This window comes from Arthrobacter sp. K410C, from assembly GCF_059090105.1.
Genome location: NZ_JBNHFJ010000008.1, coordinates 167711 through 190169, shown reverse-complemented (window position 1 = coordinate 190169; position 22459 = coordinate 167711). Strand labels below are relative to the sequence as shown.

Sequence of the window (22459 nt, the reverse complement as noted above, 5' to 3'; positions counted from 1 at the left end):
AAGCCGAAGAAATCGGCTTCCTCGGCGTCATGTCCGGGCCCCTGGTCCGCTCCTCCTACCGCGCCGGCCGGCTCTGGGCCACCGCCATGCGCAAAAAGGGCCGCGACATCCCCGCCGAACTCGCCCACATCGCCGACGGCATCCAGGACTCCGGCACCACCCGCCAGGAAGCCGCCAGCCTCCTCGCGGGATAGCGCCTGCCTGGTGCAGGTTGGGGGCACCAGGCAGGCAAGGGCGGGCATAAACTGGGGCGTATGCCCACCCCCAAAGCCCTGCGCCCCTTTGCCCACCGTGAGTACCGGGTACTGATCGCGGCGCTGGCCATCTCGATCTTCGGGTCCGGGATGTGGGCCGTGGCAATGGTCTACCAAGTGATACAGCTCGGCGGAGGACCGCTTGAGCTCTCCCTGGTGGCGGCCGCTGGAAGCATCGGGCTGGTGGCGTTCGTCCTGGCCGGCGGCATCGCAGCCGACCGGATCCCGCAGCGCCAGCTGATCATCGCCGTCGAGGGCGCCAACCTGGCAGTCATCGCAACCATCAGCGGACTGGCGATGGCCGGCTGGCTGCAACTGTGGCACGTCGCGGCGGGTGCGTTCGTCCTGGGCGTGGGCGCCGCCTTCTTCTTCCCCGCCTATTCGGCCATCCTGCCGCGCATCCTGCCTGCCGAAGACCTGCTGGCTGCCAACGGGATGGAAGGCACCATGCGCCCGGTCCTCCAGCAGGCGGTCGGCCCTGCCGTGGCGGGCATCCTGGTGGCTGCGCTCTCGCCGTCGCATGCGGTGACGGGCGTGGCCCTGTGCCACCTGTTGGCGTTCATCGTGCTGAACTTCCTGGCCCGCCACACCCTGGCGGCGCAGCCCGGCGGACGTGAACAGCCCGCCGGGGAGCAGCGGAAACAGTCCTTCTTCCATGACCTGCGCGAGGGCGTCAGCTACACCCTCCGCACCCCGTGGCTGCTGTGGACCCTGATCTGGGCGTGCATCTCGGTACTCTTCCTGATCGGCCCCATCGAGGTGCTGCTGCCGTTCGTGGTGCGGGACCAGCTGGGCGGCGATTCCAGCATGTTCGGTTTCCTGCTGGCCATCATGGGCGTGGGCGCCGCGCTGGGTTCCCTCGTCACCGCCTCACTCCGGCTGCCGAAGCGCTACCTCACGGTGATGATGGTGTCCTGGGGCCTCGGCAGCATGCCGCTGGCCGCCGTCGGGCTCATGGACAACTTCTGGGTGATCGCGGCAGCCACGTTCGTGTGGGGCGTGACCGGCAGCGTGGGCATGGTCATCTGGGGAACGCTGCTCCAGCGGCGGGTTCCGCCGCACCTGCTGGGCCGGGTTTCCAGCCTCGATTTCTTCGTCTCGCTCGCGCTGATGCCGGTGTCCATGGCCCTGGCCGGTCCGGCCGCGGAGGTGCTGCCCATCTGGCTGATCTTCCTGGTGGCCGGCGGCGTCTGCCCCATCATGGCGGTCATCGCCGTGGCCGCTGCGAAGATGCCCGCCGACGAACTGGCCCACCCCCTGGACAGGACACCGGAAGTGCAACGCGCGACGGCGGCAGGAGACTAAGGCGCGCGTCCGGCCGCCGTCTCCTCCCGCCGTCGGACGTCAGCTCTTGCCCCGCACCACCGGGATGCTCGCCGTGGGCAGGCCGCTCGGGAAGACGGTGGGCTCCGGCTCGGTGACCGGATCCAGCGCCACACGGACCGGATGGGCGCCGACGGCCTGCAGCTGCCCGCGGACGTCCACCTCCAGCGGTTCGCCCTCCTGGACGGTGAGGGTGATGGATTCGGCTGTGAGCTGCACCAGCAGCAGGCGGCCGCGGACCTTGAGATGGAAGGTCAGCCCGTTCCACTCCGCCGGCAGCCGCGGATCGAAGTACGGCGCGGGGCCCTGGTCACGCAGGCCCGCAAACCCGCAGACCAGCGAGCTCCACACCCCGCCGGTGGAGGCGATGTGGACGCCGTCGATGGTGTTCCCGTGGGTGTCGTCCAGGTCGATGAACACTGCGTTGGTGAAGTGCTCCAGTGCCTCCCTGGAATACCCCACCTCCGCGGCCATGATGCCCTGAACGCAGGCGGACAGGGTGGAATCGCCGGTGGTGATGGGATCGTAGAAATCGAAGGCGCGCTGCTTTTCCTCCGCGGTGAAGTCCTGCCACTGCAGGAACATGGCCAGGACCGTGTCAGCCTGCTTGAGGACCTGGTGGCGGTAGATCACCAGCGGGTGGAAGTGCAGCAGCAGCGGGTACTTGGACCGCGGCGTGGTCCAGTCCCACGGTTCCAGGGTCATGAAGTCGGCATCCTGGGAGTGCACCTGCATCCGGTCGTCGAACGGCAGCTGCATACGGTTGGCGGCCGCCTCCCACAACTGGCGCTCCTCCTGGGTGATGCCCGCGTGCTCCAGGGCCGCCGCGGCACGCAGATTAAACCGGGCCATGACGTTGGTGTACAGGTTGTCGTTGACCACGGCGGTGTACTCGTCCGGTCCGGTGACGCCATGGATGTGGAACAGCCCGTCCTTGCCGAAGAAGCCCAGCGAGATCCACATGCGCGCGGTCTCGATCAGCAGCTCGGCTCCCATGCCGTCCTGGAACGCGGTATCGCCGGTGGCCCACAGGTAACGGTTGGTGGCAAAGGCGATGGCGGCTGCGATGTGGAACTGGGCGGTGCCGGCGGCGTAGTAGGCGCTGGCTTCCAGGCCGTTGATGGTGCGCCACGGGAACAGGGCGCCGTCCACGCTCAGTTCCTTGGCACGGATCTGGGCCTCGGGGAGCATCCCGTGCCGGAACTCCAGGACCTGCCGGGCGCCCTCCGGGTTGGTGTACGTCATGTACGGCAGGAGGTACACCTCCTGGTCCCAGAAGTAGTGGCCCTCGTAGCCGGAACCGGTCACGCCCTTGGCGGGAATGCCGGCCACGCCTGCCCGTGCGGTGGCCTGGGCCAGCTGGAACAGGTTCCAGCGGATGGCCTGCTGCAGCTGCGGGTTTCCGCCGTCCACCACGATGTCCGAGGTGGCCCAGTAGCGGCGGTAGTGGGCTTCGCTCTCGGCAAAGATGTCCTGAACCGGCCGCAGACCCGCTTCAGCAACGTCGGCGGCATCTGCGGCGGGGTCCAGGACCGCGGCACCCGCGGCGTAGCTGATGCTCTTCTCCAGGGTGAACGGCTGGTCCGGGCTGACGGCCAGGACATACCGGACAGTGCTGTCATCCTGGTCCACCAGCGTCTCGAAGGGCTGGTAGCCGGTGGAGGTCCAGTGGTCCACAGCGATGCCCACGCGTTGCTTGGACTCCGCGGCTTCCCAGGCGAGCCGGAGCGAGCCGTCGCCGCCGTCGAGCCGCAGCGGCAGCAGCACGCGCCCGGCGTGCCGGCCCGCACGGCGCGGATCATGGACAGAGTGGTCCTCGACGGGCTGGTCCTGCCGGTTGATGACGGAAGACGTCACATCCAGTGACACATCCTGGTCCGTGGCAACCGAGAGGGAGATGGCCAGGCTGCCCCGGGACTCGAAGCCCAGGGCCCGGCGTTCCGTGGTGGTCACGGTGGCGCCGGAGCGGCACTGCCACGTGATCCGGCACTCGTACACGCCGGTGGCGAAGTCGAGGGTCCGCCGGTAGTCAAGAACCTCGGATTCGGCGAGGCTGAGGGGCTCACCGTCAACAACCACGGTGAAGTTGTTGGCATCAGGGATGTACAGGATGCGCTGGCCCGTGCGGGCGAAACCAAAGGCATTCTCGGCGTGCTTGATGTCCCAGATCTCGTGCAGCCCGTTGATGAAACTGCCCGGCAGCTCGGCGTCCGCGGCGGCCCAGTGCGCGCCCCGGATTCCAAGGTGCCCGTTGCCGAGGGCAAAAAGCGTCTCCAGGGTTCCGGCGTCGCCCGGCTCGTGGCGCGCCTCGACGAGCTGCCAAGGGATATTCGGGAACCGCTCACGGTCCGCGGTGATGAGTGCCATGGTGTTGGGGTCCTTTTGGCGTTTACTGAGCTGCCGGCCGTGCCGGCAAATGTTATTCGAAGGGGGTGCGGTGCCTGGATGGCTGCTGCGGGGAAACAGCTGCCACCCTGCTGACGGTGGTTAGGGCACCAATTCCTGCAGGTCCTGGACCACCAGCGTTGCCCCGGCGTCGAGGAGGGTCTGCCGGCCAGCGCCGCGGTCCACGCCGATGACCGAGTGGAACGAACCTGCCTGGCCTGCCTGGACTCCGGACACGGCGTCCTCCACCACAACGCATTCCTCGGTGGCCAGTCCCAGCAGCCGGGCAGCGTATTGGTAGGTGGCGGGGCTGGGTTTGCCGGGCAGGCCTTCCTTGGCCGCCAGCACGCCATCCACCACCACGGGAAAGTGGTGGCTGAGCCCGGCGGCTTCCAGGACCGCCGGCGCATTCCGGGAGGAAGAGACGACGGCGACCTTCAGCCCACGTTCAAGCGCGGCCCGGAGGAACCGCACCGAGCCCTCGAACGGTTCGACGCCAGTGCTGACGATATCGTTGAAGATGCGGTTCTTCCGGTTGCCCAGGCCCTGGACGGTGGAGTTGGCCGGATCGTCATCCAGGGGGCCTTCGGGGAGCACGATTCCCCGGGAGGCCAGGAAGTCGCGGACGCCGTCGAAGCGCGGCTTGCCATCGATGTGGTCGAAGTAGTCGCTTTCGCGGTAGGCGGCCACCTCAGGTTGTGAGGCGAGGTAGCCATCAAACAGTTCCTGCCAGGCCTGTTCGTGCACGGTGGCCGTGGGGGTCAGCACGCCGTCCAGGTCGAACAGGATGGCGGAAGCGCCGGTCCAGGCGGCAGTCTCTGTGGCAGGCGATGCAGTCATCGGCGGTTTGTCCTTTCAGACGGCGGGCAGCCGTGAAGACGGAGTATGGGGGAGGTGGCTTCGGTGCCCGGGTGACCAGCACAGGCGCGGCTGCCGGAGGAAATTGCTGCGGCGCGGGGTCCCTGCTGGTCCAGATACGTCTTCCATCATGTGCCTGTTGCCGGTGAAGGACAACTTTGGGGAACAGAAATCTGCCGCGTCACGCTGCGATGGGGTGCCCACACGAACCGGGACTGCGCAGGCTCGTGGCGGCGGTTTGTTGCCTCCATGTTCCTCGCCTCCTTATCCGCCCAGTTCAAAGCCTCATGAGGGGCCGTAGATGAGTGTAAGCGCTTACAAATTTGGCGTGCAACTGTTTTTTTGCAGTTGGTGACACTGGCCTGGATGTGACGGAAATCGCACACCGGAATACTAAGTTTCCGCGCTCAGCGGAGGATGTAGTGGCGGAGGAATGCGCTGACGTCAACCATTTCCGCTTTTGACATCGCATGCCCCATGCCGGGGTAGGTCCTGCTGGTCAGGAGGGTGTTCTTCTCGAGCCAGTCGGCGGTGTAGGCGATGGCGTCGTCGTTGATCACGAGGTCCGCCTTGTCGCGGCCCCAAAAAAAGGGCGGCTTGGCGTCGAAGGAGTCTGTGAGGGCCAGCAGTTCGTTGTTCAGGACGAAGCCGGAGAGTCCTACTACCGACGCATAGGCCTGGGGATGCAGCCGCAGCAGCGTGCTTGCCATGGCCATGCCCTGCGAGTATCCCATCAGGCTGACGCTCGTGTGCTGGCCCTTGACTGTATTGACCCACCCATGCACGGCATTGGTGGCCGAGATGACCTCGGCGAAGTCGTTGACCAGGAAATAGTCCAGCAGGAACCAGCCGTAGTGGTCGCCGATGGGCATCGGCGCCCGGAGGGCGGCGAAGGTGAACTCGGAGGGGAGGTAGTCAAAGAGCCGGACCATGCGGGACTCGTCCGTACCGTAGCCGTGCATCATCACCAGCAAGGGAGTGCCTGCGCGCTGGTCCTCGGGCTTGGACCACACAACCGTTTCCATCGGACCAGCCTAGCCAGCCGTTACAGAGATGAAACGCGCAGCGGCCTCCCACATCGTTGATCAGGGCCGCACAGGGCTGTAGCGTTGCGATTAACAGACAGCATGCTTAGCATCTGTCGCGGGCTAAGACAACGCCCATCCTCGACCAGAAGGAGCAAGACATGAGAATCGGATCCTCCATTTTCCTTATCGCCCTCGGCGCCATCCTCGCCTGGGCGGTTGCTCCGGGCCTGATCCCCGCCGTCGACCAGGTGCTCATCGGCTACATCCTGATGGCCGTGGGCGTCATTGGGCTGATCGCATCCCTCATCCTTGCCTCCCCCGGGCGCAGCCGGCGCATCAGCGAGACCCGCTCGGTGGTGGATCCGAACACCGGCGAACGCATCACGCGCAATGAAAGCCGGGACGGCGGGCTCTAACCCACCCGAAGCACCAAGTAAGGCAGGACATGCCTGGGGCACCAGATGCCCTACACAACCGGGAGGCCGGGCCGGACCACTGCAGTCAGGCCCGGCCTTCGCCTTGCTCGTTGGAATTCTTGTCCAGATAAAGCGACTTCGAGGGCGGATAAGTCGCCTTATCTGGACAAAAACTCTGAAGGCGAGGGTCAGCATTTTGTTTCGTGTTGATTTCCATTGACAAACCAACAGAAGCAAAGATAAAGTCAAGTAAGCCAACATCATGTGATGTCAGTCACCCAGGTTTCGGAGACCCCGAGCAGCGGCGGCATCGCTAACCCCAGCACCAGCAACCTACGCAACGGAGGGTATGTGTTCGCCGAGGAGCGCCAGCAGAAGATTGCCGAGCTTGTTGCCGGCAGCGGCCGGGTCAGCGTGACCCACCTGGCCGAGCGCTTCCGCATCACCACCGAAACCGTCCGCCGGGACCTCGCCACCCTTGAGACTGCAGGAACAGTACGCCGCGTGCACGGCGGCGCCGTAGCGGCGGACCGATTCAGCACCACCGAGGAAAGCATCACCGACCGCGCCATCCAGCGCCCCGACCAGAAAATCCGGATCGCCGAGGCCGCGCTTGCCCTCATCCCCCGCAACAAGACTGCCAGCGTCCTGCTCGACGGCGGCACCACCACCGAAGTCCTGGCGGACATGCTTTCCCGCCGCTCCGCCGTCGATCCAACCGAATCAGGTGAACTCCGGCCCGAACTCGTGGCCATAACCCACGCCGTGCCCATCGCCGCCAAGCTCTCCAATGTCCCCGGCATAGCACTGCAAATCCTGGGCGGCCGGGTCCGCGGAATCACCCAGGTGGCCGTGGGCCAGGCCACCGTGGACGCCGCGGCAAGAATCCGCCCGGACATCGCCTTCTTAGGCACCAACGGCATCCACGCGGACTTTGGCCTCAGCACTCCCGATCCCGAAGAGGCCGCCGTCAAGGCAGCCTTCGTCCATTCGGCACGCCGCATTGTGGTGCTGGCCGATTCCTCCAAGCTGGACACGGAAACCCTGGTCCAGTTCGCCTCCCTGAAAGACCTGGACACCTTGATTACAGAGAGTGAACCCGGACCTGAACTGGCAGCCGCACTGGAAGAAGCCGGCGTAGATGTGGTGATCGCATGATCGTCACCTTCACCGCGAACCCCAGCCTGGACCGCACCGTGGCCCTGCCCGGCCCGCTGGAACGGGGCGAGGTGCAGCGCGCCGTATCCGTCAGCCAGGAGTCGGGGGGCAAGGGCGTCAACGTGTCCCGCGCCCTGGTGGCCTCCGGCCTGGAGTCCATGGCCGTGCTCCCGGGTGCGGACAGCGATCCCGTGCTTGCCGGCCTCCGGGACAGCGCCGTGCCGTTCGCCTCGCTGCCCATCGATGAGCCGCTGCGCACCAACGTTGCCCTCACCGAGCCCGGCGGCGTGACCACCAAGATCAACGAGCCCGGCCCCGCCCTGGATGAAAACCAGCAGGAGGCCCTGCTCAAGCTGCTGCTGGAGACGTCCCGCGGTGCCAGCTGGGTGGTCCTGGCCGGCTCGCTGCCGCCGGGCTTCCCGGCCGATTTCTACGCGACGGCGGCCCAACGCCTGCGTTCATCCGCCGACGGCGCGTCCCCGGAACGGACGCCGCTGATCGCCGTCGACTCATCCGGCCAGCCACTCGCCGCCGCCCTTACCGGCGGCGCGGCAGGCATGCCGGACCTCCTCAAGCCCAACGCCGAAGAACTGGCAGAGCTGGCCACCGCGGCCGGTTTTGCCCCGGCCACCGCTGACGAACTGGAAGCGGACCCGGTGGCCGCAGCGGCAGCCGCTGCCGCCGTCGTTCGAGCCGGTGTGGGTGCTGTGCTGGCAACTCTCGGATCCAAGGGAGCTGTCCTGGTAACGGCCGACGGCGCGTGGCTGGCCACGCATCCGCCGGTCACCGCAGTCAGCACGGTGGGCGCGGGCGATTCCGCGTTGGCCGGCTATCTGCTCGCCCACGGCCAGGGTGCATCCCCAGCCGATTGCCTTCGTCAGGCTGTGGCCCACGGTGCCGCTGCCGCCTCCCTGCCCGGTTCAACGGTTCCGGCAGTCCACCAAACAACCCCGGATGCCGTAACCATCACGGCCCTTCGAAAGGATTGACAGTGACTCAGCTCATCACCACGGAACTGGTCGAGCTCGACCAGAACCTGGGCAACGCTCCCGAGTCGGTGATCCGGCACCTGGCAGGCAAAGTAGCTGCCGCCGGACGCGCAACCGAGGTTGAAGGCCTCTTCGCCGATGCCTTCGCCCGCGAACAGAAGACCGCAACCGGTATCCCCGGCGGCATTGCCATCCCGCACTGCCGCTCGGCCGCGGTCACCCAACCCACCCTGGCCATGGCGCGCCTCAACCCGAAGGTGGACTTCGGCGCCAAGGACGGTCCGGCAGACCTGATCTTCTTCATCGCCGCTCCGGACGGCGCGGACCAGGAGCACCTGAAGCTGCTCTCCAAGCTGGCCCGCTCCCTCATCAAAAAGGACTTCACCGCAGCCCTGCGCAACGCTTCCTCACGTGAGGAAATTGTGGACCTGGTGGACGGCGCCCTCGCGGACAAGCCCGCCGCCCACGCTGCCGCAGCACCGGCAGATGGAACGCCGGGAACTCTGAACACTTCCGGCCAGTCCGGCGCTTCCGCCGTTGCAGGTACGGGCACAAGTGCAGCGGCTGGTTCCTCGGGCCCCAAGCGGCTCGTGGCTGTCACCGCATGCCCCACCGGCATCGCCCACACCTACATGGCAGCGGACTCCTTGGTGGCGGCTGCACAGGAAGCCGGCGTGGACCTGCAGGTGGAAACGCAGGGTTCCTCCGGCGCCAAGCCGCTGGACCCGGCAGTCATCGCTGCCGCCGACGCGGTGATCTTCGCGGTGGACGTGGATGTGCGCGGCAAGGAGCGTTTTGCCGGCAAGCCCGTGATCAACGCCCCCGTGAAGCGCGGCATCGACGAGCCCGCCAAAATGGTGCAGGAGGCTCTCGCCGCGGCTGACAACCCGAACGCACGCCGGGTTCCGCACTTCGGTGCCGAGGAACAGGCAGAGCGCGACGCCGAGGAAAAGGGCGAGCACATCGGCCAGAAGCTGAAGAGGGCCCTGCTCACCGGCGTCAGCTACATGATTCCGTTTGTTGCTGGTGGTGGCTTGCTGATTGCCCTCGGCTTCCTGCTGGGCGGCTACGACATCACCGATGTTGCGGACACGGTGGTCCTGGAGAACAGCTTCGGCAACCTCCCCGAAGGCGGGCTCGCCGCTTACCTGGGCGCCGTGTTCTTCAAGATCGGTGCCCTGTCCATGGGCTTCCTGGTCCCCGCGCTGGCCGGCTACATCGCCTACGCCATCGCCGACCGGCCCGGCATTGCCCCCGGCTTCGTCGCCGGCGCAGTGGCCGGCTTCATGGGCGCCGGCTTCCTGGGCGGCATCGTGGGCGGCTTGCTGGCCGGCTACATCGCGCACGTGATCGGCACCTGGCAGGTGCCACGCTGGCTGCGCGGGCTGATGCCCGTAGTGATCATCCCGCTGCTCGCCTCCATCGTGGCTTCCGGCCTGATGTTCCTGGTGCTCGGCGGCCCCATCGCTGGCCTCACCACCGCCCTCAACGGCTGGCTGTCCGGCATGACCGGTGCCTCCGCCGTCATCCTGGGAATCATCCTGGGCCTCATGATGTGCTTCGACCTCGGCGGCCCCGTGAACAAGGTTGCGTACGCCTTCGCCGTCGCCGGATTGGGCGCCGGCAGCGCCGACAACCAGGCGCCGTGGCAGATCATGGCCACCGTCATGGCCGCCGGCATGGTTCCGCCGCTAGCGATGGCCCTGGCCACCGTTTTGGACAAGAAGCTCTTCTCCCTGGCCGAACGCGAGAACGGCAAGGCCGCCTGGCTGCTGGGTGCCTCCTTCATCTCCGAAGGCGCCATCCCGTTCGCCGCCGCCGACCCGCTGCGCGTCCTTCCGGCCAGCATGCTGGGCGGGGCCCTGACCGGCGCGCTGACCATGGCCTTCGGCGTCACCTCGCAGGCACCGCATGGCGGTTTCTTCGTGTTCTTCGCCATCGAGAGCTTCGTGATGTTCCTGGTCTCGATCATCGCCGGAACCATCGTGAGCGCACTGGCCGTGATCGCGCTGAAGCGCTGGGCAGCCCCCAAGACCACTGCTACGGTGGAAACCGTTCCAGCAACGGTCTGATCCGGTCCACCCACTACCAAACCCGGCACAGCAACACAGCACGCCGCAAGACAAAGGAGCAACAATGCCAGAACGCACCGCAACCGTCGCCAGCCGCGTGGGCCTGCACGCCCGGCCCGCCGCGATTTTCGCCGAGGCAGCCGGAGAGTTCGACCTTGACATCACCATCGCCAAGGAAGGCGAGCCCGCCGACGAGGCCATGGACGCGGCAAGCATCCTTTCGCTCATGAGCCTGGGCGCCTCGCACGGCGACAAGGTAGTCCTCCGCGCCGAGGGCGACGGCGCCGACGATGCACTGGAGCGCCTGGTCCGGATCCTGGAAACGGACCACGACGCCGAGTAGCAGCCTCGCTGCTTTCGAGCACTGAGCCGGCGGCCGCCGTCGGGCCTTCCTTTGGGGAAAGTCCGACGGCGGCCGCTTGGCTTAAAGCGCCTGCCCGCCTGGCGGGGACGTTAGTCAGCCGCGTTCGCGATCGCCTTCACGTCGCCCACCAGCTTGTCCCACATCTCCTTTACGTGCGCGGCCGCCTCTTCCGTGGCGTTGTTGTCCTGGGCGAGCGTGAGCCAGGTCCCCTGGTTCTGCGCCTCAGGTGTCCAGGTGAGGGTGTGGTAGTTCTCCGGGATGTCCGCGTCGAGGTCGCAAGTGGCCGCCGGCCATCACTACGCCTTTTTCGCCGTGAACAGGAGGTACTCCCATTCCATCTGGAAGGGGGTGTCACCGTGGGCGTCGCCGAAGGAGTCGGCGAGTTCCGTGAGCGCGGCATCGAGGGCTTTGACCTTGTCCGCGTCCTCACCAATGAACTTGTAGACCGAGATGGTGGGGCCGTAGTGGGACTTGAAGTAGCGCACGAAGTCGGCGGGCTGGTGGAAGCTGCGCACCGCCAGTGTCTGCTTGCGGGCCTTGGCGTCGGTGATGCTGTTCCCCAGCAGCTCCCGGACGTGGTCCTCGCTCCCCCACAGCGGCGCGGGCTGCGCACCGGGCGGGGGCGGCGGTGCGAAGGGTTTCATGGTGGCAAACATCCGGCCGATGAATCCTTCCGGGGTCCAGCTGAGCAGGCCGATGGTCCCGCCGGGTTTGCACACCCGCACCAGTTGGTCGGCGGCTTTCTGGTGGTTTGGCGCGAACATGGTGCCCAGGCAGGACATCACCACATCAAACTCGGCGTCGCCGAACGGCAGGGCCTCGGCGTCCGCCTCCTGCCAGTCCAGGCTCACTCCCCTGTTTGCCGCCTCCCGGCGGCCGGCCTCGAACAGCTCGGGGGTGAGGTCGCTGGCCACCACTTTGGCGCCCATCATCGCCGCCGGAATGGCCGCGTTCCCGGAACCGGCCGCCACGTCCAGAACCCGGTGGCGGGACGTGATTCCGCAGGCTTCCACCAGGATGGCGCCCAATTCCAGCAGCATCTCATCCGCCAGGGCCGGGTAATCCCCTGACGCCCACATGGCCCGGTGCTTCTGTTTGAGCGCCCGGTCCGCCTCCGCCGCTTCCGTTTGGTCGTTCATGTCCGCGCCCCTCTGCCGTTCCGTTCGGGATGAGTGGCAGCACGCTGTGTGCACAGCGGAGGCTGCGATTCAGCCATTGTGGACGTGCGGGCACTGGCTGTAAAGGGATCGGCGGGATTATGCGGGTTTGCGGGCTTTGGTTGTGGCCGGCTTCGACGCCGTGGTTTTTTCGGACGCCGTCTTGGTGCCTGTGCTCTTGGTCGCTGCGGTCTTGGCGGCCGTCGTCTTCGAGGCTGCGGCCTTGGTGCCGGACGTTTTCGTGGCAGCCGGTTTGGACGCCGTGGACTTTGAGGCCGTGGTCTTCGCCGTGGTGGATTTGGCTGCGGTGGACTTGGTGGTTCCGGATTCTGCAGTCTTCGCACCGGAAGACGCGCGCGATCCGGAAGCCCTGCGGGCAGGCTTGGCCGGCTCCTCTTCCTCTTCTTCCTCGTCCGGTTCCTCGGCTGGGGCAGCGGCCCCGCCCCCGCGCTTCTTGTCCAGGCTCCGCTTCAGCGCCTCCATCAGGTCAATGACTTCGCCCTTGCCGCCTTCGCCCGCTTCCACCCCGAAGGTTGCTTCCGTATCCAGCGACTCACCCTGCTCAAGCTTGGCTTCGATGAGCGTGCGCAGCTGGACCTGGTAATCGTCCGTGAAGGATTCGGGGTCGAAATCCGCCGCCATGGACTCCACCAGCGCGGCGGACATCTCCCGTTCCTGGGGGGAGATCTTGATGGACGCGTCCAGGGCGGGAAAGTTGGCTTCCCGTACCTCGTCCGGCCACAGCAGGGACTGCAGCACCAGGACGTCGTCCTTGATGCGCAGCGCCCCCAGCCGCGTCTTCTCCCGCAGCGCGAACTGCACAATGGCCACCCGGTCCGTGTCCTCCAGCGCCCGCCGCAGCAGCACGTACGCCTTGGGCGACTTGGAGTCCGGCTCCAGGTAGTAGCTCTTCTCGAACATCATGGGTTCAAGCTGCTCGGACGGGACGAACTGCACCACGTCGATCTCGTGGCTGTTCTCCGCCGGAATGGCCTTGAGCTCATCCTTGGTGAGGATCACCGTCCGGCCGTCTTCCTCGTACGCTTTCTCGATGTCCGAGTAGTCGACCACCTCGCTGCACACCTCGCACCGCCGCTGGTAGCGGATCCTGCCGCCGTCGGCATTGTGAACCTGGTGCAGACTGATGTCATGATCCTCAGTGGCGCTGTAGACCTTGACGGGCACGTTGACCAGCCCGAATGCGATGGCACCCTTCCAGATGGCTCTCATCCCTACAGTCAACATCAGTCCGGGCCGGAGGTGAAGACCCATGCCCGCAGGTAAGGACCGTGTCCGGGTGGCGGGCCGCGAACTGACGCTCACCAACCTGGACAAAATCATCTATCCGCAGACCGGAACCACCAAGGCGGACGTCCTGGCGTACTACGCTGCCGTGGCCCATGTCCTGATTCCCGCCGCCGCCAACCGGCCGGCAACGCGGAAACGCTGGGTCAACGGAGTGGGGACCGCGGAGCATCCCGGAGAGGTGTTCTTCCAGAAGAACCTCGAGGACTCGGCGCCAGGCTGGCTGCCACGGGCCGCCATCACGCACAAGGACCGGACCATCTACTACCCGCTGGTCAACGATCCCGCCACGCTCACGTGGTTCGGCCAGATCAACTCGCTGGAAATCCATGTGCCCCAGTGGCGCGTGGATTCGCACGGCAACCAGCTGAACCCGGACCGCCTGGTCCTGGACCTTGACCCGGGTGAGGGCGCGGGCCTGCCGGAATGCCGTGAGGTTGCCCTCCTGGCCCGGTCCATCCTGGAGGACGTGGGGCTGGACCCTGTCCCCGTCACCAGCGGCAGCAAGGGCATCCACCTGTACGCGCCGCTGGACGGGACACAGAGTTCGGACCAGATCTCCGCCTTCGCCCGCGAACTTGCCCGCGCCCTGGAAGCCGACCACCCGGACCTCGCCGTCAGCGACATGAAGAAGACGCTCCGGAGGGGGAAGGTGCTTGTGGACTGGAGCCAGAACAACGCAGCCAAGACCACCATCGTGCCGTACTCTCTGCGGGGCCGGCCCACGCCCATGGTGGCCGCCCCGCGGACGTGGCGCGAGATCAGCTCCAGCCGGTTGAAGCACCTGGACTACCACGAGGTCCTGCGCCGGGTGCAAGACGGGAAGGACCCGTTCGCCGTCGTCGTCAGCGCGTCCGGACAGGCCGCGGACTCCCATTCGGGGGATGTCGACACGCACGGCGGGTCAACACAGGGCGGGTCAGCAGCGGGCTCCGAAGGGCACGACGCGAATCCCCGGCTGGCCAAGTACCGGTCCATGCGTGATCCGAAGGCCACGCCCGAGCCGTTCAGCGGCGCGGCCGGAAGTGGCGACGCGTTCGTCATCCAGGAGCACCACGCCAGCAGGCTGCACTACGACCTCCGCCTGGAGCATGACGGTGTCCTGGTGTCCTGGGCCATCCCCAAGGGCGTCCCCGAATCCGGGGGCAAGAACCACCTCGCCGTGCAGACCGAGGACCACCCGATGGACTATCTCACGTTCCACGGCACCATCCCCAAGGGGGAATACGGCGCCGGTGAGATGACCATCTGGGACACCGGCACCTATGAGCTGCACAAGTGGATCAACGGCCGCGAGGTCATCGCCACCCTCCACGGTTCGGAGGGCGGCGGGCTGGGCAGCCCGAAGAAGTTTGCGCTGATCCACACCGGCCGCGGGCAGGGCAAGGATGCCGAGGGGCAGTGGCTGATCCATCTCATGGACAAGGAGCAGGCAGGCGGACGACGGCGGTACGCAGCCCCCGCGGCCGGGCAAGCGGAAAGTTCCGTGGATCCAGCCGGGAAAGCTGGCGGGCCGAAGGCCCCTTCAGCGGCGCGAAAGGACGCAGCATCGACGGAAGCCGCGACCAAGGCAGACACCGCTCCCTCCCCCGAAGATTTCGGCCCCATGATGGCCACTGCCGGTGACCCGGCAGACCTGCAGGGCAGCGACTGGCAGTTCGAGCTCAAGTGGGACGGCGTGCGGGCCCTCCTCGTGGCCGACGCGCAGCGCGTCCGCATCTTCAGCCGCAACGGCAACGACGTCACCCGCACCTACCCGGAACTAACGGACCGCTCCTGCTGGCCCGAGCAGCCCTTCGTGGCCGACGGCGAGATTGTGGCCGTCGGCGGGGACGGCCGGCCCGACTTCGGGCTGCTCCAGGGACGCATGAAACTCACCCGGCCTGCTGACGTCGCAAAAGCCCGCACGGCCATCCCCGTCCGGCTGGTTCTCTTCGACCTGCTGTCCGACGGCGGAACGGACCTCCGCCGGCTTCCGCTCAGCAAGCGGCGCGAGCGGCTGGAGGAGTTTTACCGCCCCTCCGGCTGCCCCGTGGACCTCTCGCTCGTGCTGGACGACCGCATCGACCACATCCTCGAGAGCGCGCGCGAGCTGGGCCTCGAGGGGGTCATGGCCAAGCGGACGGACAGCCGCTATGTGAGCGGGCAGCGCACCCGCACCTGGATCAAGCTCAAGATCGAACAGACCCAGGAAGTGGTGGTGGGCGGCTGGCGGCCGGGCAAGGGCGGCCGCCAGGACACCGTTGGATCGCTCCTGGTGGGTATCCCCGACGGCGACAAGCTGCAGTATGTGGGCCGGGTGGGCAGCGGCTTCAGCACCCGCGAACTGGCCGAACTCCGGCAGACGGTGGAGCGGCTGGCCAGGAAAACGTCACCCTTTCGCGACGTCCCCCGCCCCGATGCAGCGGACGCGCACTGGGTGGCGCCGCAACTGGTGGGCGAGGTGACGTACAGCGAGTGGACGGGCCCGGGGCGGCTGCGGCATCCACGGTGGCGCGGCTGGCGGCTGGACAAGGATCCGTCCGAGGTGGTCCGCGAGACCTGAGACGAACGACTGACGCGAAGATTCATCCGCCACGCGAAAATTGCCTGGCGCCCCCAAATAATGGGATCACCAGGCAATTTCCGTGTCGATAGTTGTTTTGTGTGGCGCCGGCGGAAACCGGCCGGGCCTAGGACGAGTGCGGCATCTGCGGCCGGCTTGTGCGGTGCACGGCCGTCACCGCTGCTTCGTGGCCCATCCTCCCCTGTCCGGAGCCGCGCTCCTTCGGGTGCCGGCGCTTCCCGTTGCCGTCCGGCCACGAGTTCTGCCTGGGCATTCCGGTCCCGCCAGTGATAGCCGGTCCGGGCAGGTCCGGAGTGTTCATGGCCGCCGCAAGGTGGTCTGCCAGCTCGGGTTTGATGTGGGTTTCACGGTTGTCAGCCATGTGATCTTCCTTTCCGCAGTGAACTGAAGTGTTGCCCGGCGGCCGGGGCCCCGGGGAACCGCTGGACGTGCCAGCGGAGTTGCGCAGCCGGCCTGCTGCCGGGACATCCCCGGCTCACGATGCGCAGGCCTGAAAGGAACGGCGGGGTGCAGCCGGACGCTGTCCGGGCACACAGGTCCGCCTGCTTAAGAAGAAGGTTTTTCCATTGCTCCACCATAGGCACCGGGCAGCCGCCTGTGAACCCCTTTGCCCGGGGATTTGGACAGGCCGACGGCGGCATGCCGGCAGGGCGGAAATGGCCGCCTTCACGACAGGCACAGGCCATGGCCCCGATCACACTTAAGGTACGGGCGTCCGTCCAAAGGGGCATAAGAGGCGGCTGCGCCGAAAAAGATTTCGTAACCATGGCCACACCAGCGTGTCTTCCCTGCAATGACGCGGGAAAAGGCGGGAAACGTCACCCCGAATCGCGCGCTGAAACAGGCCCAAAGTGGTCGATACTACGGCATTCCGGGGCTGTGCGCCACGGAATTCCCGTAAAATTGAAGGCCTGCCCGGAGCGGGGCAGCTACAAGTCGCAAGCAAATGACCTCCACAGGAGTTGCCCAAATGCCCACAGACCGAAGCATGACCGACTCTTCAGCAGGCGCCAGGAACGCCAGCGGAACAGATCTGGCAGCCCCCAAGGCTGCGAAAAAACCACGGCGGCTGCCGCGCCGCCGGCTTAAGGAATCCGACGTCAACGTGGTGAACCAGCCGATGCTCAAAAAGGCACTCGGCGGAACCATCGTGGGCAACACCATGGAATGGTACGACGTAGGCGTCTTCGGCTACCTCATCACCACCATGGGGCCTGTCTTCCTGCCGGAGTCCGACCCCACCACGCAGACCCTGTTCCTGCTCGGAACCTTCGCTGCCACGTTCATCGCCCGTCCCCTGGGCGGCGTGATCTTCGGCTGGATGGGCGACAAGATGGGCCGGCAGAAGATCCTTGCCGCCACGCTCATGCTGATGGCCGCGAGCACGTTCGCCATCGGCCTGCTTCCCGGCTACGCGCAGATCGGGCTGTGGGCCGCCGGCCTGCTGGTACTGCTCAAGATCGTCCAGGGTTTCTCCACCGGCGGCGAGTATGCCGGCGCCACCACCTTTGTCAGCGAGTACGCCCCGGACAAGCGTCGCGGTTTCTTCGCGAGCTTCCTGGACATGGGCAGCTACCTGGGCTTCGCCCTCGGCGCCGCGCTGGTGTCCGCCCTGCAACTGGGGCTGGGACAGGCCGCCATGGAGGAATGGGGCTGGCGCATCCCGTTCCTGGTTGCCGGTCCGCTGGGCCTGATCGCCGTCTACTTCCGCAGCAAGATCGAGGAGTCCCCGCAGTTCCAGGCCACCCTGGACGCCCAGGAGGACATCGCCAAGAACGCTGCCGCCTCCGATGACGCTGCTGCCAAGGGCCCGGTGGGAATCGTCAAGGCCTACTGGCGCTCCATCATCGTTGCGATGATCCTGGTGGCCGCCGCCAACACGGCAGGCTACGCCTTGACCTCCTACATGCCTACCTACCTCACGGAATCCAAGGGCTACGACGAGGTGCACGGTACCCTGCTGACCATCCCGGTGCTGGTGGTCATGAGCCTCTGCATTCCACTGACGGGCAAGCTGTCCGACCGGATCGGCCGCCGTCCTGTGCTATGGATCGGCGCACTGAGCACCGTCATCCTGGCCGCCCCGGCGTTCATGCTCATCGGCATCGGTGAAGTCTGGTCCACCCTGGCCGGCCTGGCCCTGATCGCCTTCCCGGTGACGTTCTACGTGGCCAACCTGGCCTCGGCCCTGCCTGCGCAGTTCCCCACGTCCAGCCGTTACGGCGCCATGGGTATCGCCTACAACTTCTCCGTGGCCATCTTCGGCGGAACCACACCGTTCATCGTGGCGGCCCTGATCAGCGCCACCGGCAACGACATGATGCCTGCCTACTACCTGATGGGCACCTCGCTGGTGGGCGCCGTGGCCATCTACTTCCTGAAGGAATCCGCCCAGCGTCCGCTCCCGGGCTCCATGCCCAGCGTGGACACCCAGGCCGAGGCCAAGGAACTGGTGGCGACCCAGGACGAGAACCCGCTGATCGACCTGGACGAGCTGCCGTTCGAAACCCAGGACATCCAGGACGCAGTTGCCGCCGGCAAGGATTCCCCGGACAACTCCCAGGACCAGAAGGTTCCTGCCGGGGTTTAGCACCTTCTTGTAGCCCGCGCTTCCACAGGCCCGTCCGGCATGCTTCCTTGGGGGAGGCATGCCGGGCGGGCCTTCGCCGTGCCCGGGCGTCAGGCTGCCGCGCGCCCGGCACCACGCGGATGTCCTTGTATGACCGCCTGCTGCCGGAGGAAATGACTCCCCCGGCACTGGCCCGGGATAATTTCCCGGGAATCAGTAGAAGACAGGCAAGGGAACAGGCGGGGACAACAGGCCATGAAGCGCGTAGCGGAGCAGGTGCGCGCCCTCCACCGGCTGGAACCTGCCAGTAACGACCACCTGGCCGCACTGCGGGTGGCCGCCGGTGTGGCAGTCCCGTCGCTGCTCCTCCTGGCTGCAGGCCGGACGGACCTCATCATGTACGCGGTGTTCGGTGCGCTGACCGGGATGTACGGACGGGCCGAACCACACCAGCTGCGGCTTATCCACCAGGCCCAGGCCGCCCTCGTGCTCCTAAGCGGCGTTACGGTGGGCGTTGTCCTGTCCGTGAACCACCTGCACTCCTGGTGGCTCGTTGCGGTGGAGGCCGTGCTCGCCGGACTGGCGTCCGCCTACTCGGACCGGGTCCGGCTTAAGCCCAATGGCCCGTTCTTTGCCATCCTCGCCCTTGGTGCCTGCGCTTCCGTTCCCATGCTGGTTCCCTGGTACGCCGCGCTGCTGATCGCGGCCGGGTCCGCCGCTTTCTCCATGGTTATCGGTTTCAGCGGCTGGCTCCGCCGCCGCACCTGGCAGCGGGGCGCCTCCCGGAGCCTGCCGGCGGGGGCAGGGCACCGGGAGATGCTCGTCCACGCGGCGCGGTATGTGCTGGCCGTGGGAGCGGCGGGAACCATCGGCGTCCTCAGCGGCAGCGGCCACCCGCACTGGGCGATGGCGGCGGCCGCCGTGCCGCTCGCGGGTGCAGACCTCCCCAGCAGTGTCCGCCGCGGCATCCACCGGATTGTGGGGACGTTCGTGGGGCTGGCGGTCACCGCCGTCGTGATTCTCCCGGAGCCCTGGACACTTACCGGGCTGTTCCCCGGGCAGCAGGCCATCCTGCTGGCCCTGCTGGTGATCCTGTTCCAGTTCACCACCGAGCTGTTCATGGCCCGCCACTACGGCTTCGCCATGGTGTCCTTCACGCCCGTCATCCTGCTGATGACCCAGCTCGCGGCCCCCATGGACCCCGCGCTCCTGATCCTGGAACGCGGCGCGGAGACCCTGGTGGGCGCGCTGGTGGGAATTCTGGTGGTGGTTACGGTGCGCCGGGCTGGAACGCGGAGTTTCGCCGCCCTGCTGGGGCGGGGCCCGCTCGTCCGGCTTCCGCCCCTACTTCGGCTTCCGCGCAGGTCCCGCCACTAGCTTCGCCGGCGCCACCCGCGCCACCGCGGCCACCAGCTTGTACCGCTTGGACGGGATGGACACGGCCCTGCCGCGTTCGTTGTCCGCCAGGGCCTCGCGCACCACGCGGTCCGCGTGCAGCCAGGCCCAGGAGGGGGCCACCGACTTGTCCATTCCCATCCGGTCGTGGAATTCCGTGTGGGTGAACCCGGGGCAGACGGCAGTTACCCTGATGCCCTGCTTGCGGTACGCCAGGTTGGCCCAGCGGCTGAAGCTCACCAGCCATGCCTTCGCCGCGGAGTAGGTGCCGCGCGGCAGGAACGCGGCGATGCTTGCCACGTTGATGATCCTGCCGCTGCGGCGTTCCAGCATGCCTTTCAGTGCGGCATGCGTCAGCACCATGGCGGTTTCGCCGTGCAGTTTCAGGTGCTTCTTCTCCTCCGAGATGCGGTTGTCCTCGAAGTTGTGGAGCAGCCCGATCCCGGCGTTGTTGACCAGGATGCCTACCGGCCGCTCCGGATCGGAGAGGCGTGCGGCGACGGCGGCCACCCCTGCGTCGTCCGTGAGGTCGGCGGGGAGCACCTCAGCCGTAATTCCGTGGCGCCGTTCCAGGCCCGCCGCGGCTTCCTCGAGGCGGGCACGGTTCCGCGCCACCAGGACCAGGTTGGTGCCCTGGGCGGCGAGCTGGCGTGCAAACTCGGCGCCCAGGCCCGCGCTGGCCCCGGTGATGAGTGCTGTGGTTCCGGAGGTTTTAGCCGTCATGCTGCAAGCCTAGCTACATGCCGGGCCATCCTGGACCCGCCCCCAATCGGCCCCAGGCGGCCTTCTTCCCAGGGCGTCCTCAGGCAAAGCGGGCCAGTGGGTTGGCCAGGCGCCCGGCCATCTGCAGTCCGCCCGACGGGTCCGTGAGGTCCAGCATCTGCTGGTTGTTCCGGAGCTGGAGCCGGTTCAGGCAGGACAGCTCGAAGTCCGGAGCGAAGAGGTTGTGGCGGGCAAACTGGTCCGCGAGCTCCGGATGCTGCTCCTGGTACTCCTTCACGGCCGCGGCAGCCGTCCTCCAGAACTCCTCCTGGCCCAGCGTCCCGTCGTCCTCCAGCAGCGCCGCCATGAACCGGAAGATGCAGTCGAAAATGTCCGTGAAAATGGCCAGGACCTTTTCGCCGTCCGGGATGGCGGCCTTGATCCGGGACAGCTCTTCGGGAAGGTCCAGACGGTCCCCCATCAGCACGATTTCCTCGGCGATGTCCTTCATGATGGCCCGCACCGGCACCCCGTCCTGGAGGACCAGGATGACGTTTTCGCCGTGCGGCATGAACGCCAGCTCGTACTTGTACAGGCAGTGCACCAGCGGCACCAGGTACGCCTCGAAGTAGCGGCGCAGCCAGTCTGCGGGGGCCAGCCCGGAGCGTTCAATCAGTGCGGACACCATCGGCAAGCCCTGCGCATCAACGTGCAGGAGCGAAGCCATCGTGGCCAGCTGCTGCCCGTCCCGGAGCAGGGGCAGCGGGCTTTCACGCCACAGCGCGGACAGCATTTTCCGGTAAGGCGACCCGTTGGCCGAACCGGCCTCGTAGTAGCCATTGTGGTAACCCAGGGCAGCGATCTCGCCGATCATGGTGAAGCCCCGCTGCTGCAGGGCGCCGTCCGCCTCGATCAGGTTCCGCAACCAGTCGTTGATGGCCGGCGTGGCCTTCATGTACTGCGGCGACAGCCCGCGCATGAAGCCCATGTTCAGCACGGACATGGCAGTTTTGACGTAGTTCCGGGCCGGGACACTGGTGTTGAAGAACGTCCGGATGGACTGCTGGGCCTGGTACTGGTCTGTCCCCGTCCCCAGGTAGACGATGCGCTGGCTGGCAATTTCGGCCGCGAACGTCACGGTCAGCTTGTTCTCCCACTGCCAGGGGTGGACAGGCATGAAGAAGTACTGCTCCGGATCCAGGCCCTGGAGCTGCAGTTCGCTGGTGAAGTCCGCCGCCAGCGGGCCGAGCTCGGCGTCCAGGTGGGCCCGGTAGTCCAGCCCGGCGCTCGAGGTGAAGACGGCGTGGCTGCGGTGCACGGCGATCCACTCCAGCTGAACCGCCGCCCCGGTTTCCGGGGCGAAGGCGTGGTAGTCGCTGATGCCAAAGCCCAGCCGGCCGTTGTTGGCCACAAAGCAGGGGTGGCCCTCGGTCATGCTCCGCTCGATCGCCTGGAAGTCGGCGGCGGTGTCTTGGCCGCCGGTCACGCCGGCCGCGAGTTCTGCGGCAGACGGCTGGCCGGCCCACTGCTTGTACGCGTAGCTTGCCAGGGTGCTGCTGATTTCCTCCAGGTAGACGGGGAGCATCTGGATGTTGATCCCCAAGGTCTCGTGGAACGCCGTGATGAACCCCAGTACATCCAGCGGCGCTTCCGTGCCGCCTTGGAGGTAGCGGATGGACGCGGCATCGATGGCCCAGTGCTCCAGCTCCAGGACGCGGGCGGTGAACCGGTACTCGTGGAGCCCGTCGCCGCTGTGCACACGGTAGCTGCCGGGCCCCCCGGCCACCGGTTCCGGCGTAAGGATCCGCTCGTGTGAGAACTCGGCGAGCGCCTTGCGCAGCAGGTGCCGGTTGGCCCTGCTCCAGCGCTCCGCATCCAGGTGCGGGGCGGCGTTCATGGTGCCGGCGACGGGGGTGCC

Annotated in this window: 17 protein-coding genes and 1 pseudogene; 10 read left to right on the top strand and 8 right to left on the bottom strand. The window is 66.9% G+C overall.

Going from position 1 to position 22459, the window contains the following annotated elements:
* Both AC5RU7_RS13550 and AC5RU7_RS13545 read left to right on the top strand, forming a co-directional pair.
* Nucleotides 1–194, top strand: a pseudogene (locus AC5RU7_RS13550) (lipoyl synthase); the annotation flags it as partial.
* A 60-nt stretch (nucleotides 195–254) separates the two neighbouring features.
* Nucleotides 255–1559 carry an MFS transporter gene (locus AC5RU7_RS13545; RefSeq protein ID WP_494052659.1) on the top strand — a complete coding sequence of 435 codons (1305 nt, stop codon included), beginning with the start codon at nucleotides 255–257 and terminating at the stop codon, nucleotides 1557–1559.
* Nucleotides 1560–1598: 39 nt separating this feature from the next.
* Here AC5RU7_RS13545 and AC5RU7_RS13540 read toward each other — a convergent pair whose 3' ends face one another.
* The 3 genes from AC5RU7_RS13540 to AC5RU7_RS13530 all read right to left on the bottom strand — a co-directional run bounded on the left by AC5RU7_RS13540 (nucleotide 1599) and on the right by AC5RU7_RS13530 (nucleotide 5845).
* Complete coding sequence (locus AC5RU7_RS13540) at nucleotides 1599–3944, bottom strand: glycoside hydrolase family 65 protein (protein WP_494052658.1); 2346 nt, start codon at nucleotides 3942–3944, stop codon at nucleotides 1599–1601.
* A gap of 120 nt (nucleotides 3945–4064) precedes the next feature.
* Nucleotides 4065–4802 carry an HAD family hydrolase gene (locus AC5RU7_RS13535; protein WP_494052657.1) on the bottom strand — a complete coding sequence of 246 codons (738 nt, stop codon included), beginning with the start codon at nucleotides 4800–4802 and terminating at the stop codon, nucleotides 4065–4067.
* A 425-nt stretch (nucleotides 4803–5227) separates the two neighbouring features.
* Entirely contained in the window at nucleotides 5228–5845 is a 618-nt protein-coding gene (locus AC5RU7_RS13530; protein ID WP_494011734.1) for an alpha/beta hydrolase, read from the bottom strand.
* A 161-nt stretch (nucleotides 5846–6006) separates the two neighbouring features.
* Here AC5RU7_RS13530 and AC5RU7_RS13525 point away from each other — a divergent pair, with 161 nt between their 5' ends.
* The 5 genes from AC5RU7_RS13525 (at nucleotide 6007) to AC5RU7_RS13505 (ending at nucleotide 10826) form a co-directional block, all read left to right on the top strand.
* Nucleotides 6007–6264 (top strand): DUF6458 family protein, encoded by a 258-nt coding sequence (locus tag AC5RU7_RS13525; protein ID WP_494011735.1) that lies wholly within the window; start codon nucleotides 6007–6009, stop codon nucleotides 6262–6264.
* Between the two features lie 351 nt (nucleotides 6265–6615).
* Nucleotides 6616–7422 (top strand): DeoR/GlpR family DNA-binding transcription regulator, encoded by an 807-nt coding sequence (locus tag AC5RU7_RS13520; RefSeq protein WP_494052669.1) that lies wholly within the window; start codon nucleotides 6616–6618, stop codon nucleotides 7420–7422.
* Entirely contained in the window at nucleotides 7419–8411 is a 993-nt protein-coding gene (locus AC5RU7_RS13515; protein ID WP_494052656.1) for a 1-phosphofructokinase family hexose kinase, read from the top strand. The genes AC5RU7_RS13520 and AC5RU7_RS13515 overlap by 4 nt, the downstream gene beginning before the upstream one ends.
* A gap of 2 nt (nucleotides 8412–8413) precedes the next feature.
* Nucleotides 8414–10483 carry a PTS fructose transporter subunit IIABC gene (locus AC5RU7_RS13510; protein ID WP_494052655.1) on the top strand — a complete coding sequence of 690 codons (2070 nt, stop codon included), beginning with the start codon at nucleotides 8414–8416 and terminating at the stop codon, nucleotides 10481–10483.
* Nucleotides 10484–10547: 64 nt separating this feature from the next.
* On the top strand, nucleotides 10548–10826 hold the full coding sequence (locus AC5RU7_RS13505) for an HPr family phosphocarrier protein (RefSeq protein ID WP_494052654.1): 279 nt from the start codon (nucleotides 10548–10550) through the stop codon (nucleotides 10824–10826).
* A 317-nt stretch (nucleotides 10827–11143) separates the two neighbouring features.
* Here AC5RU7_RS13505 and AC5RU7_RS13500 read toward each other — a convergent pair whose 3' ends face one another.
* Entirely contained in the window at nucleotides 11144–11986 is an 843-nt protein-coding gene (locus AC5RU7_RS13500) for a class I SAM-dependent methyltransferase (RefSeq protein ID WP_494052653.1), read from the bottom strand.
* Between the two features lie 117 nt (nucleotides 11987–12103).
* A complete protein-coding gene (gene ku / locus AC5RU7_RS13495) occupies nucleotides 12104–13234 on the bottom strand; it encodes a non-homologous end joining protein Ku (RefSeq protein WP_494052652.1) in 1131 nt (376 codons plus the stop codon).
* A 40-nt stretch (nucleotides 13235–13274) separates the two neighbouring features.
* Between ku and AC5RU7_RS13490 the strand changes: the two genes are divergently transcribed.
* Nucleotides 13275–15854 carry an ATP-dependent DNA ligase gene (locus AC5RU7_RS13490; protein ID WP_494052651.1) on the top strand — a complete coding sequence of 860 codons (2580 nt, stop codon included), beginning with the start codon at nucleotides 13275–13277 and terminating at the stop codon, nucleotides 15852–15854.
* Nucleotides 15855–15981: 127 nt separating this feature from the next.
* Here AC5RU7_RS13490 and AC5RU7_RS13485 read toward each other — a convergent pair whose 3' ends face one another.
* Nucleotides 15982–16236, bottom strand: coding sequence for a hypothetical protein (locus tag AC5RU7_RS13485; protein WP_494011742.1), 255 nt, complete (start codon nucleotides 16234–16236; stop codon nucleotides 15982–15984).
* A 609-nt stretch (nucleotides 16237–16845) separates the two neighbouring features.
* Here AC5RU7_RS13485 and AC5RU7_RS13480 point away from each other — a divergent pair.
* Together AC5RU7_RS13480 and AC5RU7_RS13475 are read left to right on the top strand one after the other, a co-directional pair.
* Entirely contained in the window at nucleotides 16846–18465 is a 1620-nt protein-coding gene (locus tag AC5RU7_RS13480; protein ID WP_494052650.1) for an MFS transporter, read from the top strand.
* A gap of 234 nt (nucleotides 18466–18699) precedes the next feature.
* The gene (locus AC5RU7_RS13475; protein ID WP_494052649.1) at nucleotides 18700–19821 is read left to right on the top strand and encodes an FUSC family protein; all 1122 of its coding nucleotides are present in this window, start codon (nucleotides 18700–18702) and stop codon (nucleotides 19819–19821) included.
* On the opposite strand, the gene AC5RU7_RS13470 is transcribed toward AC5RU7_RS13475, so the two are convergent.
* Both AC5RU7_RS13470 and AC5RU7_RS13465 read right to left on the bottom strand, forming a co-directional pair.
* Nucleotides 19789–20562, bottom strand: coding sequence for an SDR family NAD(P)-dependent oxidoreductase (locus AC5RU7_RS13470; protein ID WP_494052648.1), 774 nt, complete (start codon nucleotides 20560–20562; stop codon nucleotides 19789–19791). The two genes, AC5RU7_RS13475 and AC5RU7_RS13470, sit on opposite strands and share 33 nt — an antisense overlap.
* A 79-nt stretch (nucleotides 20563–20641) precedes the next feature.
* Nucleotides 20642–22438: an IucA/IucC family protein gene (locus AC5RU7_RS13465; protein ID WP_494052668.1), complete on the bottom strand. Its 1797-nt coding sequence runs from the start codon at nucleotides 22436–22438 to the stop codon at nucleotides 20642–20644.
* Nucleotides 22439–22459 lie beyond the last annotated feature (21 nt).

Bases quoted from the DNA above. Each gene is read 5' to 3' on its own strand.
- AC5RU7_RS13490 (WP_494052651.1), top strand. From the start codon at position 13,275: ATGCCCGCAGGTAAGGACCGTGTCCGGGTGGCGGGCCGCGAACTGACG.
- AC5RU7_RS13515 (WP_494052656.1), top strand. From the start codon at position 7,419: ATGATCGTCACCTTCACCGCGAACCCCAGCCTGGACCGCACCGTGGCC.
- AC5RU7_RS13505 (WP_494052654.1), top strand. From the start codon at position 10,548: ATGCCAGAACGCACCGCAACCGTCGCCAGCCGCGTGGGCCTGCACGCC.
- AC5RU7_RS13480 (WP_494052650.1), top strand. From the start codon at position 16,846: ATGCCCACAGACCGAAGCATGACCGACTCTTCAGCAGGCGCCAGGAAC.
- AC5RU7_RS13530 (WP_494011734.1), bottom strand. From the start codon at position 5,845: ATGGAAACGGTTGTGTGGTCCAAGCCCGAGGACCAGCGCGCAGGCACT.
- AC5RU7_RS13470 (WP_494052648.1), bottom strand. From the start codon at position 20,562: ATGACGGCTAAAACCTCCGGAACCACAGCACTCATCACCGGGGCCAGC.
- ku (WP_494052652.1), bottom strand. From the start codon at position 13,234: ATGAGAGCCATCTGGAAGGGTGCCATCGCATTCGGGCTGGTCAACGTG.
- AC5RU7_RS13545 (WP_494052659.1), top strand. From the start codon at position 255: ATGCCCACCCCCAAAGCCCTGCGCCCCTTTGCCCACCGTGAGTACCGG.
- AC5RU7_RS13465 (WP_494052668.1), bottom strand. From the start codon at position 22,438: ATGAACGCCGCCCCGCACCTGGATGCGGAGCGCTGGAGCAGGGCCAAC.
- AC5RU7_RS13535 (WP_494052657.1), bottom strand. From the start codon at position 4,802: ATGACTGCATCGCCTGCCACAGAGACTGCCGCCTGGACCGGCGCTTCC.
- AC5RU7_RS13485 (WP_494011742.1), bottom strand. From the start codon at position 16,236: ATGGCTGACAACCGTGAAACCCACATCAAACCCGAGCTGGCAGACCAC.
- AC5RU7_RS13475 (WP_494052649.1), top strand. From the start codon at position 18,700: ATGAAGCGCGTAGCGGAGCAGGTGCGCGCCCTCCACCGGCTGGAACCT.
- AC5RU7_RS13540 (WP_494052658.1), bottom strand. From the start codon at position 3,944: ATGGCACTCATCACCGCGGACCGTGAGCGGTTCCCGAATATCCCTTGG.
- AC5RU7_RS13500 (WP_494052653.1), bottom strand. From the start codon at position 11,986: ATGAACGACCAAACGGAAGCGGCGGAGGCGGACCGGGCGCTCAAACAG.
- AC5RU7_RS13525 (WP_494011735.1), top strand. From the start codon at position 6,007: ATGAGAATCGGATCCTCCATTTTCCTTATCGCCCTCGGCGCCATCCTC.